Annotated in this window: 2 protein-coding genes (1 of these 2 running past the window's edge); both read right to left on the minus strand. The window is 64.7% G+C overall.

The window, feature by feature from the left end; genetic code table 11:
- Entirely contained in the window at window positions 1–921 is a 921-nt protein-coding gene (locus tag BLU09_RS32250) for a peptidylprolyl isomerase (protein ID WP_090494376.1), read from the minus strand.
- Window positions 918–18,815: the 3' portion of an Ig-like domain-containing protein gene (locus BLU09_RS32255; RefSeq protein ID WP_090494378.1), read on the minus strand. 13,164 nt of this gene lie beyond the right edge of the window; only the last 17,898 of its 31,062 coding nucleotides appear in the window; the start codon falls outside the window, past its right edge; it ends in the stop codon at window positions 918–920. Before BLU09_RS32255 ends, BLU09_RS32250 begins: the two co-directional genes overlap by 4 nt.

An 18,815-nucleotide genomic window follows, 5' to 3' on the forward strand; every position in this document is an offset into this window, starting at 1 on the left:
TCATTGTTGTCCCCCTTCCCCGGCCGAAGCTCCTGACGCGTGAGTACCACCATCGAGCGCCGATAGCGCCGCAGGAAAGCGCTTGACGGGAATCTTCGTCTCCAGCTCCTTCATCAGATGGCTTTCGGCCTCACGCCGGGCCTCTGCGGCAACGCGTCCCCTCGCCTCTTCGAACGTCGGCATTACGGTTTCTACGGGCGCAAGCGCCTGGACCACATGAATGCCATAGGGCGTCTCGAACGGCTTGCTCACCTCATCTTTCTTCAAGGCAGCCGCGGCCTCGAAGAACGAGGCGTGAACCTGTCCTTCCCGAACGATACCGAGGTCGCCTCCACGCACCGCGGAGACCTCGTCCTGACTTACCTCTCGAGCAACGTCTTCAAAGGCTTCCCCACCAATGATTCGGGCATAGATGAGGCTTGCGCGGTCCATGGCCCTTCGGCGCTCGGCCGCGTCCGCATTGGAGGCAATCCTGATGATGACCTGACGGACATGAACTTGCCTCCGCGCCAAAGACGCCTTCGTGGACTCAAAGCGCTCACGCAAGTTCGCTTCGCTCGTGGCGCCTTGGAGCTCCTCCTGGAGGAATACTTGCGCCAGAACTTCGCGGCGAGCTGCCGAAAGCCGCGCACGTACATCGGCTCGCTGATCAAGCCCGGCAGAAACAGCTTGCTCAGCCAGGCGAGCCTGCCCGACAAGCGCCTCGAGCTCGGCATCCAATGCCTCCGCGCCAGTGGCGCGTCTAGAGGAGAACTCAACCAGGTCCGAGCGCCGAAGTTCGGTGTGCCCTACCTCCGCGATCACATCGGCATCACGGCAGCCGTATGCTGAGGCAACCGTCAAGAAGATGACAATTGCAGACGAGGTGCGCCTGAGCGAACGGGGCGCTGGAGCGCCCCGAGTGTAGGAGATGAGTTTCATGGCCGGATGATGTTTTGAGACTGCAGTCGGGAATTCATATCCACAGTCAGCGCCCCCCTGACGTCCAACGCGTCAGGTGTGAACACCGAAGCCCCGCCCTTGACCGTGAAGTTTCGGAAGGTCTGTACCCCTTCTGGGGTCCCAAAGAGCTCGGTTGGCCTCACTCGAGTCGGGTCGGGCTTTCGCGTTCCATTGTCAAAGACAATGTCGCCGTATTCGTCCTGGAGTGCCTTGAGGTACACCGTTCCCGTGCCACCTTCATCCGCCCCATTCGCAGAGGTACCGTTCCAGGAGAACGAGGATGCAGAGGCGTCATAGTAAACAGCGATACGTCCCCCTCCTGCCCAGTTGGAGCCGCCTCTTGCCGAAATGATGCCTGACCCTGTCAGTGCTCCGACATTGACGAGGACACTTCCTCCAGCTCCGCCATAAAAGCCACCGACAGCACGGCCCGAACCGTTCGCGTACAGGTTGCCGTTCAAACGCATGGAGGCCGCAGTCAAATGGAGCACTCCACCCCCGTTTCCTCCGGCATCGACGTTGCCCAAGGAGCCTCCTGCTCCAAACGTCAAGGGCATTTTGTAATCACCATAGACAGCAACGGGCTCGCCCTGAGAGAGCGGGTAGGTCATCCGTCCATATCCGCCATGGCTGCCTGCAGCGCCGACCCGTCCGGAGGGCACATTGCCATGAGTCAGGCCGGATGGATCGGGGTTCCCTTCTCGCCCCCCTCCCAAATAGCCCTGCCCCGAAACATCGATGCTCGCTCCGCCCACCAAGTCGACGTGGCCATTGACAACGATTTCTAGCGGCCGCGGCTGGTTGTCCAAACTGCGCTCCTGCCTCAGCACAGGATAACTTCCTGTCAACTTCAAGCTCGACAACCGCAGCGGCGCGCCACCGACGACTGCAAGCTGTCCGGTTATTTCCACCGAAATATCGGGTTGGAATGCCCAAGGCTGACGCAAGGTCATCTGGCTCGCTCCATCGACGTGAAGCGATGCCACTGCCCCCGTCACTTCTCCGTGGAAGGTGGCCCGAACACCGCGCTCAATCTCGAGAGTATCCGTCGTGAGCGGCCCCATGACCTCCACGTCGCCATGCCCAAACGCAACGAAGCGATCAAAAATGCCGCCATCAACCCGCGTAGGTTTTGCGCGGTCATTGAAGTGGAGCAGGCCTCCAGCGTCGGTCGCCAGGATGAGTTCGCCATACTCCTGCGCTGTCCCCTTCAAAAACACCGTCCCCGCGCTGGCGTACTGACCCTTGGCTTCTACCTTCGACCAGTCGAATGAACTCACGGCGGAGTCATAGTAGATCGCTACGCGTCCGCCGCCTCCTCCGTAAGCCGTCGCCCGGCCAGCACCGTTCGCCTTGATGCTGCCCGTTCCGGTCAGCGCTCCGGCCTCGACACGGATCCCGCCGCCGGCGCCGCCATAGCTCGCATTGAGGGTGCTTCCACCTTCCGCATTCGCAAGCAATTCGCCATCCAAGCGCAACGTCGCCGCCTTGAGCCTTATTAGACCGCCCCCGTTCCCTCCGAGAACGTCCGAGGCTTCTCCGCCGGCCCCCCCTGCTCCGAGCTCAGCCGGATTTCGATAATCGCCGTAAGTTGCGACAGCCACTGCGCCGTCAGCTCGAGGAATTGCCTTCCCGAAGCCACCATGGCTCCCTCCAGCCGAATCGAATTCCGTCGGTTCATTTCCCAGAGTTTTGCCAGATCGATCAGAATTTCCAGGCTGCCGGCCCCCGAGATAGCCGCGACCGCTGACATCGATCTTGCCTCCTTGATAGATATTCGCCTCATTCGAGACAGTGAGGTCCATGACGTTTCGCACTTCTCCGTCTTGGGGACCATGGGTCACCACTGCATTCTGCAATACATACAGGTTCCGGAATGCATGGACGCCATCGATTCGGATGGTTTGACCACTTCGAATAATGATGTCCTGCCCTTCAAAGCGCATGTCATCAGCAGCAATGGTGCTGGTGACGTCCGCAGGATATCGCGCATCCAGGACGAGAACATCCTGATGCACTTCTGTCACCTGGCCATGCTGGTCTTGCGCAACGAGCGAGATGCGTGCGACTCCACCGGCGATAGGCGTGAACCTTCGACGAAGATTCGCTGACGTCGCTGGGGCGATGAATCGCTCTCCGAGAGCAATGCCATTCACGCGGAACTCTGCCCACGCGAGCGGGGTTCGCTCGTCGACGACGTATCCAATGAATTCTCTCTCTTCGCCGACCAGCATGTAGGTGATCGGATTGAGCGTAACGGCAGGCGGCCGATTGGCGCCTACCGAGTACGTTCGAGAGAAATGTACGACTGCACCCAGACTGTCGGTAGCAGTCGCAGTGACCAACAGCTGCGTTGCGGATGCCCCAAGCGTCACGTTCGCACAGCGCCTCTGGCACCGTTCGCCGCACGAGACACGTTCCTCCAGAGGTACGTCATCGGCGGTGGCGGTGAGCGTGACGACTCCGACGTTGTCGGTTGCCTGCACGCACGCGCGGACAGTCTCCCTCTGAATCGGACTGATTGGGAGTATCCAGGCATCGATTACAGGAAGCGGGTTGGCCGCCAGGACTGTCGTGCGTTCGTCCGAGCCCGTTCGGCCCCGCGAATCTGTGGCAACAGCCCGGAAATGAACCGAGGGCCGCTCACTCAGGCGGGGCAGCGTATAACTAACGGAGAGCGAGGTGGAGTTCGAAGACCCAATTTCGACACCGTCCGCAAAGATTCGAACGTTTGACACGTCTCGATCGGCATCATTCGCCGTCGCTGTGACGGTAACAACCGTGCCTTCGCTCGCAGATGTGGGTGGGCTCGACGCTGCGAACGTCACTGCTGGCGCCGTCCCATCCGGAAGGACGGTATAACTTTGAGAGACGCTCGTTCGGCGCCCTGCCAGGTCCACGGCAGTCAGCACCAATGACAAGGACTGCCCTACCGCCTCCTCAGGCAGGAGAAGGGAATGGTTGAACGTAACGCTGCTTCTGACTTGCGGCGAAACGGCGATCAGCTTCCCGTCCTGCTCGAGTTCGAGCCACAGAATCCCATCATCAGTACCTTTCAGCACCAGTTGATTGACAAATGGTCCCGCTCGCACTTGTGCCGGTAGGCCGCTTGGCATCCCGGGAGGCTGAATATCTCTGAATACGTCGACCGGAACCGACGCTTCGACCATTCGTCCCCCGCCCTCCGTCATGACCACGGTCAGAGGAATGCTCTCGGATGTATCGAAGATCGGCGCTTGGAACGCGCCTTCAAACTTCGACGCGTCTCCCGGGACCGAATGAAGCTGGCCAAGATAGGTCGCCCCAAGCCGAGCCGTGACCCTGAAGGGAGGCAATCCCCCTCCCTTTTCTGCGGAGACACTGACAACAGCTCCTGAGTAGATGTCGGCGCCACTGGAAGGGACGGTCACGCGGAGCGTAGGCAACTCCGTGGAGGGTGGCTGAACGGAGATCTCTACTGGAGGCGAAGTGGCGATCGTGCCGCCCGCGTCGCGAACACGAACCTGCACAAAGTGAGACTGTCCGGCACTAGAGCGCGGATCCACCATCCAAGCCCCGCTCAGGCTCATCTCGTCAATGGCCGCCACCGGTCGCCCATCCACAAGCAATTCAGCGGCATCTACTCTGACACCGCGCGCGAGAGCATGGAGGTTGAATTCACTTCCAGCTTCTAGCGCCATGAAGCCCTTGGGCGTGTGGATTCGAACCGAAGGCGTTACGGCGTCTGGAGGAGTGTATGTACGGACACTTCCCGAAACTCCGACCGTACTGTCTGCAACCACTATCCGGCCAGACGCAAGAACTGCATCCTGCGCATTTGTCTCTGCAAGATGCGCAACCCGTTCCGCCGGTCCCCCTTCTGGCAAATGCCACACTTCGACGCCTGCGGCGCCTTCGCTGATCAGTGCCAGCCGTCCTTCAAGGCGAATCCGCTGCACGTCCCCCAGCGTAGACAGGGTTCCCACGAGCTCTGGCGAGTCTCCATCGCGCAGTTCGAAGATGGAGACCGACTTCTCGCTGCCGGCCAAAGCCAAGTGTCCGTCAAGTGCAACGAAGGATGCCGATACGGGAAGCACCGCCGTCTGGATCAACTGCCCTGACGGAGCGACCTCCACCACGGCAACTCCATTGGTGCCCATGGCCACGAGCGCCCGCGACTCGTCACCCGTGACGTCGAGCACCGAGCGCCCAAACGCCAAAGTCTGGCTGCCCGTCACAGCAGGCCAGTTGACCGATCTCAAGGTGCCCGACGAGGAAATTGCCCAGATCCGGTCAAGCGCAACCGAGAATCGATCCACAGGGCCAAGCGCTTGCTGGAGCGCTCCCGACCTGCTCGTGAGCCACTGAAGCTGACCTCCAATCGACGCGCTTGTTTCAGCGATCCTCAGCGATTTGTCATCAAGGGCAAAGACGTTACGACCGAGGCTTTCGACCTGATGGATATTCGCGCCAGACAAAGCAGTTCCGCGAAGAGACGGTTCCGCCCCACCTGCAACGTCAATGTATTGAACACCCGATGCCCCGTTCGCAACAACGACGCCGCCCCTGAAGGGTGCGAGCCCGAACGCAACGTGCTGGACTGGCACAGCGCCCGTAGGCTGTCCCGAGGTCGGCGCTGGGAGTCGCAGTACCTGAAGGCCGGACGGGCCTACGGCGAACAAAAGACCGCCGCTCAGCTGCAGATCGAGCACGTCAAGCTTGATTCGAGAGACCACGCGCGGGTCACTCGGCTCGCGGTAGTCCACCATTCTCAACCAGCCGTCATCACAAGCGATGTAGGCCACGCCACGAATAACCTTGAGCGAACGCACGCCCGAGGTCAGCGAAAGAACCCGTGCTTTTGCGTGGACGTGATTCGCATCGACCCTTACCCAAGCATGAAGTGATTGTTCCGTTCCGACGACGATCAGATCCCCATCCCGTGCCACAGCGCGAATCTGCTCGTTCGGAACATCAATGATTCGCGAGTGCACTTCACCCAAGTCATTCACAATAGGTACGACCACCTGTGACGCACTGTGTGTGACGATAGGGCCCTCCGCGAGGGCCTCCAAAACTCGACTCGGCCCGCTTGAGTTCCCCCATTCGGAGCGTGCTGGAGAGGCCGGATCGCCAACATCAATCTCTTCGAAGCGATACGTCCAGTTGGACTGGTTACGCGTCGCGTAGAAAATCTTTGACGAGGCCACGCTGTTGTACATCCCCGGCAACCGAGACACCAATCGGGGAGTCGACGGAACACTGACATCGACGAACCACAGGCCATGGCCTTCAAGAGCAAGCGCCGATAGCTGATCAAGTACCGCCAGTCCCACAGGGGGCACGGGCGTCGGAAATGAAGCCAATTGCGTGACCGTAGGAGCGTGTACGTTCCCGCTCACCTGACCGATCCAGAGTCCTATCGAGGTTGTAACGTAGACCAGGTCCCCACGTCGGATGATTTGGGAAGCGCCATCGAGCGAGACGCTTGCTACCTCGTGTGGTCGCGCGCCCCCTGTTACCGTCCGGGTCGCCGAAACTGTCGAGATATTCCCAGCCGCATCTTCTGCAATTGCAGTCAGGCTCAGCAACGTTCCAGGAGCAGCATTCTCGGGGATTTCATACCGGAGCTCCTTCCCTCCCCCGGCCTGGCGTACCTCATCGATCGACAGCTCGATGGAGACGCGCTCCAATGCGACCCCATCTGCGGCCTCGACGCTGGCAATCAGCTCGCTGCCTGCGGCAATGAACTCTCCCTCAGGGTCCGTCTTGATGGACGTCAGGACGGGCGGAGTCAAATCATCGACGACAACGAGCGCCAAGGTCGCTGGGGCTGACTCGCGCCCGGCTGCATCTCTCGCCACTGCAGTCACAGTCACGGTCCTGGCGCCATCACCCAATGGGGTACGCACAGGCATCAGTAGCTGTGCGCCCTTGGCGCGCCCAGCCTCCAATCCATCAACACTCAGGACGATGATCTCGCCACCGGTTCCCCCCTCGACGGCAGCCTCAATCGTGACGAAGGTCCCTTCGTAAATGGGGGTCGTATCACCCTGCGCGCGCCGCAGCACGCTCACCACGGGGATCGATGCCCCCGGGTCGTCGTGCACCAACAGCGTGCGTGTCAAAGGCGCGCCGCGTCGCCCCTGCACATCCAGAGCGACGAACGTCACCTGTACGGACGTTGGCGCTCCTGCTGAAACCATGGGGGCGCGGAGCTCGCCCGCAAGCCGCGGCGCCGTCAGGATGATGGGAGCGCCGCCAGCGAGCGTCACCTCCACCTGCGCCACCTGCGCTGGAGCCTCCGGCAGGGCGACGATGGGGAAGTAGGCGCCCTCCGGCACTTCCGCGGGCAGGCGCACGTCAGCCAGCGCTGGTCCGTCTGCCGGGCCAGGCTCAGTCAGCGTCACCTCGCGCTTGAGCACCACCTGACGTCCCGCAAGATCCCGCACCGCCAGTTCCACTGTGGCCGAGTCGCCCGTGGATGGCATGTCGATCCACTGCGGCAACGACGTGTCCCGGGTCTCCACGACGACGCCGTTGACAGAGAGTTCCGCCGTGAACCCGTTGAGGGGAATTGCATCGTCGGACACCGACGCGTCGACTGTGACGCGCGCTCCCTGGCGTGCCGTTGCCGGCAGCTGGAAGGCCACCCGAGGTGTCATCGGGCCACGAATCACCGCCAGGTGGGACAGTCCTTGCGAGGTCCCCCCTACCAGGGCGCCAGGCACCAGCGCCGCAAGCCCCTTCACCGCCGGGTAGAGGCCTGCTCCCATGACCGTCTCACGCACGTCCAGGACGCGAGCGCCTGAAGGAGTTCCCACCGACAACAACTCGCCAAAAGCCAAGGCGTTCAGCGCTTCGGCACCCAGCGAGACGCTTCCTCGCGCCAGCCACTCGGCTTGCGCCCCCCCTGTCTCTGCGACTGCGAAACAACGCACCTCGGTACCCGCCACGCAGACCCCGCCGTTTCCGAGCGCCGCGACGGCCTTGTAGGGAGCACCGTCCAACGGCAAACGCGCGAGCTCGCGATGCGCATGCGCAGCAGTGACATCCACCGCCACCAACTCCGTGGCCGTCATGGCAAAGAGCCGCGAGCCTTCGGCGGACAGCGCGAGCACCGGCCGCATGAGGATCCGGCTCGCCAGTGCTCCGTCAACGTGGCGCAGCTCAACCCCCTGGTCGGTCGCGACCGCCAGCCAGTTTCGCGCACCGTCCAACGCTGTCGGAGCGCGAACGAGCGGTGTCGATTCCAGGGGTTGGTGTTCGAGCCCTGGCAGTGAGAATCGCTCCAGCGCTCCGGCGCCCCGCTTGCGAATGGCGACCACGACCTCGTTGCCCGCGAACACGGCTCCCACAGGTGTCCCAGTGAAGCTCCGGGAAGCCACTCGTGTGCCGGACTGACGCGACCTCAGCTCCAGTGCGCCACCTCCCCCACCATCCGACCGGACGACCAGGACCGAATCGCCACGTGAGACCAGGGCGACGGGCTCCATGAAGTCCAGGGCATCCTCTACGGCATCGGTCTCTCCCATGGACAGCACAGCCAGAGAGCCCTGCCGCTCGGCGACACTGGACGCGCCTCCTGGCGCCTGGAGCGATGCACGGGTGATGACTGGGGCGCCCTCGGGCTCCTCCGGCAGCCGCGCTTCACCCACTGGGATTCCCGCCACTCTCTGCACGTGAACCGTGGTGTCCGCCACACTCACGGACAGCTCTGGGAGAACGCCAGCGTCGGTTTCCCCCGCCAGCGTCAACATCGAGCCGCCCAACAGCAACGGCCCATCCGGCTCCTGAGCCAGTGCGACGTTGACTTCCGACTGACCGTCGTCAACGACGGACACCATGACGCGGGACACAAGGCTCGACGCCCCCGCCACGTCCGTGACCTGTGCGGTGAGCTCCAGCGGCGCCGTTCCGCCATCGAGCACGGGCGCCCGGAATTCTGTCACCCAGGGAGCCTGGGTCAGCACGTGCTCCTCACTGCCTGCCGTAATTCGAACGGACGCCACGGAGGCGACGGAGACCGCCTTCACCGTCACGCCGAAAGGCCTGCCCTCCTGCAGCTGGGTCCCGGCGTCAGGCGAAGTCACCTGTGCGAACGGCCGAACCGGCGACGGCTCCACCGTGAACGAAGCAGAAGCGTCGGCCTCATTCTCCCGGAAATCACGTGCAACGACGCGAACCAAATGAGTCTGGGCGCTGGAAACGACCGGCGCCTGCCATGTGACACGCCACGGAGTATTACGAACCAGCCCCACCGAGGCGTCATCGACGAAGAACTCGACCTCGGCGATTCCATTCGAGTCGGAGGCAAGGGCCTCAATGGCCAGACTCGCGCCCCCTGCCACCTTGCCACCCGCGACAGGCGTTCGAAGCTGGACCGACGGCGGCACGGCATCTCGTGTCACCGTGATGACTCGGGGCGCAGACGCGGTGACCTGCCCCTTGTTGTCGGTAGCATACGCTGTGAGCACGCGCTGTTCGCTCGCCGCCGAGCCCTTGATGCGGGCCAGCGGGATATCGCGCGTCAAAGCTGCGCTCGCTTGGGTGAGGCCATCCAGCTTCGCCCACGGGATGCCATCCACGTGGAGTTCGACCGCCGTGACCACGGCGTTGTCCAACGCAGTCACCACCACGGGCTCCGAACCGCCCTCCTCCCGCGTCACGTCCGCGACCGGCTGCTGGATCCTGACTTCTGGCGGGGAATCCTCGACGACATGAATCACCACCTCCACAGGAGCACTGATGTTCCCGCTCGAATCCGTCGCGGTCGCAGTCAGGAGCTGACGGGTGCCCACCTCGTCCAGAGGCCACCTGTACACGTAGGCCCCATTGGACGCACTAGGCACGGGCGTGCCGTTCACGCTGAAAGTCGTCGTGACCGACTGCCTACTGTCATCCGTGGCGGCAACGTGGAACGACCAGAAGACGCCCGCCGCGAACGAGTCCCTCTCCAGCACGACCGTACCACCTGCCCGCTGGAGCTGGAGCGTAGGCTTCGTGGTATCCACCGTACGGAAGTTTTGTCGGAAGGGACTCGCGACATTGCCCACTGCGTCCGTCACCCCCGTGGCGGTCAGGGCGTACCAGGTTGTCGAGGCGAGGTTCGCTGTCGGCGTGAAGCGCAGCGTCCGACCATCGGCCAGCAACTGGGACACGCCAGGAATGGCGATATCCGATGCGTTCAGCCGCAGTTGCAGAAGGCTTCCACTCTCGGTGGACAACGGCTCGTCGAACCGGACCTCGAATACGGACGCCAGCGGCACGTTCTGGGAGCCGACCATCGCCATCGGATCGACACGCTCCACCTCTGGCGCACGCACGTCCCCTCGGTACACGGCCTTCGGAATTTGGAGCGGCTCGGCACCGGGTTGAGACAGCGTGAGCGCAAGGTGACGGATGTCTCCCTTGGGCACGAAGGCCCGCACGCTGGTGGCCAAGTTGTCTTCAGTCACTGCGCGACTGCCATCGAACCGAACCTCGAGGCCGCGGTGGAACCCCGTACCGGAGATGTGGACCCAGCCACCCTCTACGTCTACCGCGCGCGGGCTCACGTCCACGAAGCTCATCGGCGCGACATACACGAAGGGTGAAGCCGCTACGGCGCTGGCCCCGTTGCCCCCCATCACTCGGACCAGCGCCGGCCCTGGCGCCGCGGATGAAGGGAGCACCACCGTCAGGACGCCATCTTGCGCATCCCCGACGCGCGTGGCCTCGACGCCGCCAATCTGCACCGTGGTCCCTTCATCAAATCCAACGCCGGACACCGTGACCTGAATGCCGCCCGCCATCGGGCCGGTGGCGGGCTCCACGTCATCCACGCGGAGCGATGTGGGCGCACCTCCTGCTCGGAGGACGTAGTCCCACGCGCCCAACAGGTGGCCTCCCGTCACCAACGGCATCGGCTCCAGGGTCAGCCGAGCCACGTAGGTTTTCCCGAGGTCGAGCTCGCCCGTTGGGACGAAGCTGAGCGACGACCCGCTGTGTCCGGCATTTCCGCCGACTGGCAGCGCACCGTCCCACAGCTGCAGCGAAGACGCCGCGGCCACCGATCCAGGCAGCTCCGAGGGCAACGTGACGGAAGCGCTCCCGTTCCGAGCGATGGGCGCGCCGGGCAACGGAGACAGCGTGTCAACCGTGGGGTACGGCAATTCAAGAACCCGCAACGAGCCGCTGGCGCTCACGACGGCGACGCCATTGAGGATAGCCGCGCCGGAAACCGTGCCCGGAGTGCTCGCGAACGTGCGCTCCACCAGGCCCTGCGTGGTGTCCAGCCAGGAGACCCGGTTCCCATTGGCGGCGATCAGCCATGGGCCGCTCAGCGCGAGGGTCTTGGAGAGCCCGCCGTTCGGATCCACGGCGGAAGCCAATATCTGAGGCGCATCCACGCTCGTGACATCAATCAGGTGCAACTGGGTCCCCGCCGAAACCACGACCCGGGAGCCCTCGCGTGTCATCGCCCCCATGGAGCTTCCGAGACCAGGGATGTCGTCAATCAACGGAAGCGAACTACCTTCCGTGCTGCGCACTTCCAGGCGGGAATCGCTTCCGTCCTGGATCAGCAGGAGCAAGGCGCCGTCCACCACATCCAAGTCGATGACCTTGCCGCTGCCAAGGAAGGTTCGGGCAACGGTCACGTACGCCCCGTCCACCGGAGCCATGAGCGCCAGCTCGTTCCCGTCTGCGATTGCGACATAGGCGCCCGCGCCGCCCGCCGCGACGGCCGTCAACTCAAAGCCGGACGCGGGAGCAAAGGGCAGCCGCTCCTGCTCCACCGGACTGCAGGGCGCCTTGGGAGCGGGGCTGCACACCACGTCCGAGACGCTGTAGCGAACAATCTCGCGGCGGCCAGCCAGGAACAGGTCCTCACCATGAATGGCCATGTCCACGGGGTCATTAACCCCGTGAACCGCATCGCCCATAGGCTCCGGGCTTCCCGCCACGGAGAAGTCAACGACGGAGAGCCACCCATCCCGCGCAGCGAAGACACGGTGTCCCCGTCGAACCAGCACGGGCCCCATGTTGTCGAGGTGCGAACGCTCAGCCAGGGTGAAGGTGAATCCTCCCGGCAACGTCGCCTGCTGGGGAGGTGCTCCGGGCGTCTGCACTGTCAGGGCGACACGCCCGATCACCTGGTCCGGGACCTCGACGAGCAATGCCCCCGTGTCGTCCATCGTCACGGAACGCGCGGGCTTGGCGTCGAAGTGAACCAGTGAGCCCGGGAAGAGCCCCTCGCCGGTCAGCTTGACCACCGAACGGCTGTTGTACGCGGCGTGCCGTGGCTGCACGTCAGCCACGGTCGGCGCCGCCAGATACCGGTACGCCCCCAGACGCAGGTGAGACAAGCCGCCCGGATTGGTGACCTCGACCGCCGCGGCCCCTGCCTTCCCAGCGGGTACCAACACGCGAATCCTGCGACCGTCCGCCGCCAGTTCCTGCACGGGAGCCTGCACGCCCCCAATCGTGACGGTACAGCCGCTCAGGAAACCGCTCCCGAGTACCTCCGCCTCATTCCCACCGGAAGCCAACCCATAGCCGGGCGACACGGAAGCAATTTCGGGGCGTTCCTGCACGGCATCCCGGCTGGTCCTGAAGCGGACCCGTCCCTGGGTGCCCAGCGTCGCGCCTCGGAGGTCCTTCAAACCGGCGCCGATCTGAAGCTCGTAGGCCGTATCCCGGGCCAACGGAGCGTACGGCGTCAACACCACCTGTCCGCCCTGGGCGTCCGATAGTGCCTGCCGCGCGACGGGGACCTCCTCTCCGGAATCCCGCCGCACCAGCTTTACTTCGCCCACGCTCGACGCATCGGGCAGCGCGGTCAGCAGCACCTGCGCAACGTCCCCTGGCGCCACGATGTCGCCATCTCGCGGATGCGTTCCCCGGATGTCGAGCGTGTCGAGCTCCACCGACGCCAGGGCACCTGCGAGCGGCAGCCCGGCATCGACTGGGTCGCTGACAGGCAATTCGACGGGCGTGCCGTTCCTGTCGAGCACGAGCGTGCCAACCAGCAGATAGCGGCCCATGAACGACAGAGTCCGTGCATCGCCGACCACCGTGGCACGGCCCAGCTGCGTGGGGGCCTGCCCTTCGCGCACGGAGAAGCGCAACACCTTGCCGCCCCCCGCGGCCACATACGCAACGCCTCCCGCGACGTGCGTCTGCTCAGCGGATGCCCAACCGCCAACCACCCCTTCCACCATCAAGGTGCCTGCGGTCGCGGGATTCTGGACGTCCAGCAACTGGTAGATGGCGACTTGCTTCGCCTTCCCGAGCGAAAGGAAGGCACGTGTCCCTTCCACCGTGATGTGCACCGCAGGAGCCGAGAGCGCGACCGTCCCCCGGGTGCTCAGATCGCCCGTCCGGGCATCCAGGACATAGAGCGACGGAGCTCCAGAAGCGGCGCTCGACACCAGCAGGTTCGGGCCATACAGGGCCAGGGCACTCACGCCGCCTGGGATGGCACGGCTTCCGACACGCAGTGGCCGCTGGCTGCCATTGCCCAGATCGAACACCTTCACACCCTCCGCGTCACCGACGAAGAGGAGTGAGTCGCCCAGCGCGATGTCCGACGCAGCGCCGCTGACCTCGAGCGGTGGGACCGGATCTTCGATGTCGCCGGGCGTCGAAACGTCTACGCTACGGACGCCCCCTTCCCCTGCGGCGACGTAAACGGTCCCTCCGCGCTTCAGCACTCGTCGACTGCCACCAGCTCCAGGGAAGTCGAGCTCGCTGATGACGGTGACGTGCGTCGGGTCGCTCAGGTTGGCCACGAGCAGTCCGCCGTTGGACGTCTTCCGGTTCGCTTGCAGCGGCGGGCCCCCGTTCACGTCGTGGATATCGACGATGGCCCCCAAGGCCGCATAAGCCACGCCGGATTCGACGACCACGTCGCGGATTGGGGCCGTGGACAGCCGCGCTACAGCCCCCGCTCCGTAGAGGAACGCGCCCGTCAGCGGGGACTCATCGGAGCCCACGTGCGCAATCACATCCACCAAGCCAGCGGCATGTGGCGGCGCAACGACTTCCGCAGACTGGCTGCTCAGGACGCGGACATCGAAGGCGTACGTCCCCCCGAAGGACACCTGCATCCCGGGCGCGAATCCCCTGCCCTGCAACCGGACCCGGGTACCTCCCTGCTGCGCGGAACGTGTCGGAGAGAGACTGAGCAACTCCAGCGGCTCTCGATACACGAAGCCACCCAAGCGCAGTGCGCGGAGACCGCTCGGGTCGATGACCTCCACAGCCGCTGGGCCGGCGGCGTGGATGCCGTTGACCTTGGGGGCGGCAGGAACCGTCACGGTCATGGACGTTCCGGCTGCATTCACGTTTCTCGAGGCAACCTGTCCACCCACGAGGACGATGGTGCCTGGGCTGGTGATGGTGCCCTGGCGGAAGCCACTTCCTTCGATCTCGACCAGGGTCTCCTCGTCGGCGCGTCCGGAGGCAGGCTCCAATGTCTTGAGGGTCGGCTGCAACGCGTTGCCGTCCACGACCTCGAAGGTCCCAACGAATGCGGCGGCTTGAGGCAACTGATCGAAGGAGTCCAGGCCATCCAGCACGACCGTGACTTCGTCGCCGGGGGTAAACGGCGCGCTCGGCGTGAAGATGACGGATGAGCCCCTCACCGCGTATTCGACGTGCCACTCTCCGGCGGCAGTGAGGATCTGGCCCGCGCGGGCCACCGTCACGGTCGCGGTCTCCGAGGTGATGGACGCCTTCAGCACTGGCAGCGTGAAGTCCACCTTCACGTGCGTGCCCGGCATGGCCTGGCCACCGGGCACTGGCGTCATTCCGACCGCGAGCAGCTCGTTCGGAGGAACGACCTGCACCGTGTTGGGGCCGCTCGTGGCGACGAAGAGTGTGCCAGCTGCCCACCCCATGCCGGCCAGCCCCGCACCCACCTCAGAGTCCTGGAGCAGCTCGATGTCCGCCAAGTTCGAGAGGTTGAACACGTACAGGCGGCTTCCTACCGTCACATAGGCGCGGTCCGCACGAACGACCAGCCGGCTTCTCACCAGCGCCTCGTAGGAGCTGATGGCGGTGTCAACAGCAATGCCGCCCAGGCGAGCGCCCTGACGGTCGTAGACGGACAGGAAGAGCCCATCTCCCTGCGTCTCGACGATGTTCGAGGTCAGCGCGAACAGGCGTCCCGGACCGAGGTCCAGGGCCAAGGCATCCGCATCCAGCGGCACCGTCTCAAGCACGGGCAGCACGGGAGAGCTGACATCGAACACCTGTACGTTCCCTGTCGCCACCGTCGAATCCACGGTCGTGACGAACGCTTGCGTGCCCTCGATGCGCACCGCGGTGGCCCGTCCCGCTCCAGGGGCCGCGCTCCCCGTGCTCACCTGTCGCATGAGGACCGGCGTCTCTGGGTGCGTCACGTCCACCACGGCCAGGCCGGCCAGGTCGTTCGCCAGCAAAGCCAGAGCCCCATCCACATCGAGCCCCCGAACCGGAGACTGCGTGGACAGCCCTCCCAGTCGGAGAGGCCGCTCCGCCAGGCGCACATCAAAGATCTCAAGACCGGCCTGCCCCGGGGTGGAGACACCGACATACAGCTTGTCTCCGACCAGCTTGATGTCCGATGCCGTGCGCGGAGGGAAGCCCGGAAGGGCCATGCTCACGCCGATCGGCAAATCGTAGGAGAAAGCGCCCACCGCGACCGGCTCCGGGCACGGAGCGGCCGATCCCTCGTCGCACGGCGGCACCAGCTCGATCATCGCGATACCGGCCCCGGTCGCCGCTGGCGTCGTGAACTCGAGCGACGAAAGGTTCAGAACGTCCACATCGACAGCGAGCTCATTCCCCACTCGGACGGTGGTCCCTGGCGCCACGGCGCGAACCGGCATCGACACCCGGACGCGCGTCTTCCCCTCCACGGGCCCATGGTCCGGGCTGATGGCCGCCGGCCCGGCGAACGGCTCCAGCGCGAGCAGGCCCGCCGGCAGATACGCCTGCGGCAGCCCCTCATCGATGACCCACAGGTCGATGGGGCCCGCATTCAGCGCAGGGAGCGTGAAACGCAGCTCCGTCTCAGAACGAGAGGTAATCGACGCCTGGAGGTTCGACGAGAGCTTCACGGTGCTCACGCCAGCGAGCCCGCTGCCGCGCACGACAACCTCTTGCCCCCCCGAAGTCGAGACAGTGGTCGGCGAGACAGCCGAGACAGCGGCGAAGATGGGCTGTCGAGCGTTCGCCTTGCCCGTCCGGAAGTGGGTCCGCAGCGGGACCAGCAGCGCACCTCCGCGCTGATCCGTGACAGTGGTGTCGACTTCCAGTCGGTACTCGCTCTCGGGCGCCAGCGCCGCACCGAGGGTCGCGACGATGGCGTAGTCGAGCTGTCCTGGATTGTCCCTGATCGCCAGGTCCAGGGGGATTGAGACGCCATCGGGGCCCAGCAGGCGGACCGAGTCGCTCGTCACACGGGATGCCGCGATCGGACGGTTCATCTGAACCACGAGCTGCGGAACGCTGGGTGGCACCGTCGCCCCGCGTGCCGGGCTGTAGCCCGTCACGAGCATGAACGGCGTTTCCAGCTCCGTCAGCCGGCTCTTGCCCGCGAGCATGAGCCGGTCTCCGACCGGCAACACATCGAGCGCAAACTCACTGTTTCCGCCGCTCAGCAGGACAGGATCTTCTCGTTTCGACACGTCCACGAGGACGACGCCGCCTTCACTGGCGGAGACGAACAGCACGTCGCCCACGAGCCGCAGGCGCTGCGGCTGGCCCGGGTTGTTCGAGAGGTGCGAATCGAAGTTGATCCGCTTGATGACCTTCAATGCCTCAGGAACCGTCACGTCCACGAACGTGAGTCCGTATTCGGCCGAGGCGACGATGGCCACGCCATCATGAACGACGACGTCCGTGAGGTTGCCGTCGAGCGCAATCGACCCGACGACCTGGGCATCCGCCCCCGCGGAACCGTAGATGAAGAGGCGATGGTTCGTGGGTAGCGCGTCACGATTCTTGTAAGCCGTGCGTTGGCCGTAATCGAGCGACTGGTATGGCGCCGGCGGCATCGGCTGCGCAGGGTCACACTTCACGTACTGGACGCCCTGGTGCTCGCCGGTGACCACGTAGAGCCGCCCATCCTTCATCGTGGCACCGAACGGCTGGAAGTCCTCTCCGCCGGCGATATGGGACACCACCAACGGATCGGCGGGATTCCGAGCGTCAATCAGGCTCAGAGCACCCTTCGCGCCAATCAGCGGCTGAATGGGGGTACAGAAGCTGGACGGTGGAAGAGCCGGGTCCACCTTCAATCCGTTCGCGAGCACCCACGCTCCCACGGGAGTCGGGACCACACGAGAGGCCAACAGGCCTTCATCAGAAGAGCCCAGCTTCGCGCGCCCCAGGAGCTTCAGGCTTTCGAGCGACCCGTCGGGCTGCTCCGACGTGCCCCGCCCGTCCATGACCGACAAACCACTCTGGCCATTGGCGACATAGAGCGTGTCGCCCGAAATCGCCACGTCCAGCGAGTCTGGCATCAGCTCGACATCCGGCAATGGCGTGCCGCTTGGCAGCCGGCGCTGCAGCACGGCGACCAGCCTGTCAACCAGCGCGTCGGGAGGATCCACGACCTGCGCCCCTGCTGCCCTGGGCCGCGTGGCGAGCTGAACGTCAAACGAGGCCATTCGGTAGGACTGCGGCACCAGGCCACCGCCCGTGAGAATGCCCTGGTACTCCTGTTCGAATCGGTTGCCACTGACCGACGAACCCGCCGCGGCGTAGATGTAGAACGGTGACAGCGGGCTGCGCGAGAGCGCCCCAGGCCTGACCGAGAGCGCCTGCTCCTCGCCGAGGAAAGGCAGGCCGTAGCCCACACGATCCGGCGCCGTGCTTCGCTCGATGCCATCCGGGCCAACGACCACGATAGGGGCATCACCGAACGAACCCGGGCCCGCAACGGCGCGCATCCGCGTCAATGAAAGCACCTGGACCTGGGTCGCAGGAATGCCACGGACCCGAACCTGGGTGGAGCCCAGGGCGTGAGCCCAGGCAGGCAGGAAGCCCTCACCCGTGATGTCCACCGTGCTTCCACCCCGGGGGTTCAGGAACTGCGGGGTGGCGCTCCGGATGGAGAGCGGGAGCGTGTACAGGTAGCCACCCGCACGGCGCGCGCTCAGTCCCGAGGACTGGTTCCAGACCACCACGTCCGCCAGTCCTGGCTCGCCAGGCGGGACCTTCACGGTGAGGCGTGTCGACGAGCGGGTCAAAACGTCCGCGGGCTTCCCGCCAATGGACACCTGGGTCGAGGTATCGAATTCGAAGCCCAGGAGTTCGCTGGTACCGCCTCCCGAGACGGGCCCCACGCGGGGCAACATCTGCGCTATCCGGGGGGAACCGCCCTCGGCCAACGCGCTCCAGAACTCGACCTCGAATGGGGCAACGAGCGGCTTGCCGGCCGTGTTTTCCAGCGCTTCCGACAGCCTCAGGTGCATGGGCGCGTTGGCCGGAAGCGGCTCGGTGAGCCGGAAGACGATGGTACTCCGCCCCTCCTCCACGTTGCCCGCTTCCAGGTCCCCCTCGACCAACATGCCACCTGCGGTGAGCTGGAACGCGGACTCAACCGTGTCGGCGTTCACCACGGTGGACAACGTCACGGTGATCGAGCTGAGGTTCAATGGAACCACCTGCCCGGGCGATACACTGGCGCTCACGACGGACAGTTCGGTTCCAGGGCCGAAGTCCAGCGACCAGCCGCCTCCAACTGCACGCTGGCGCAGGCTCACCACCCGGCCACCTGGCGTCACCGTGGCGGCAAAGGTGCTGCCCGCGTGTGCCCCCGTGACGTGGTGCAAGAGCTGCGGCGATCTCGGAGCAGTCACGTCCACGACCGCTACTCCCGCGGCGCCAGCCGACACGTAGGCAAGGCTCCCCACCAGACG

Origin of the sequence: Myxococcus virescens, assembly GCF_900101905.1 — a bacterium.
Lineage (GTDB): Bacteria > Myxococcota > Myxococcia > Myxococcales > Myxococcaceae > Myxococcus > Myxococcus virescens.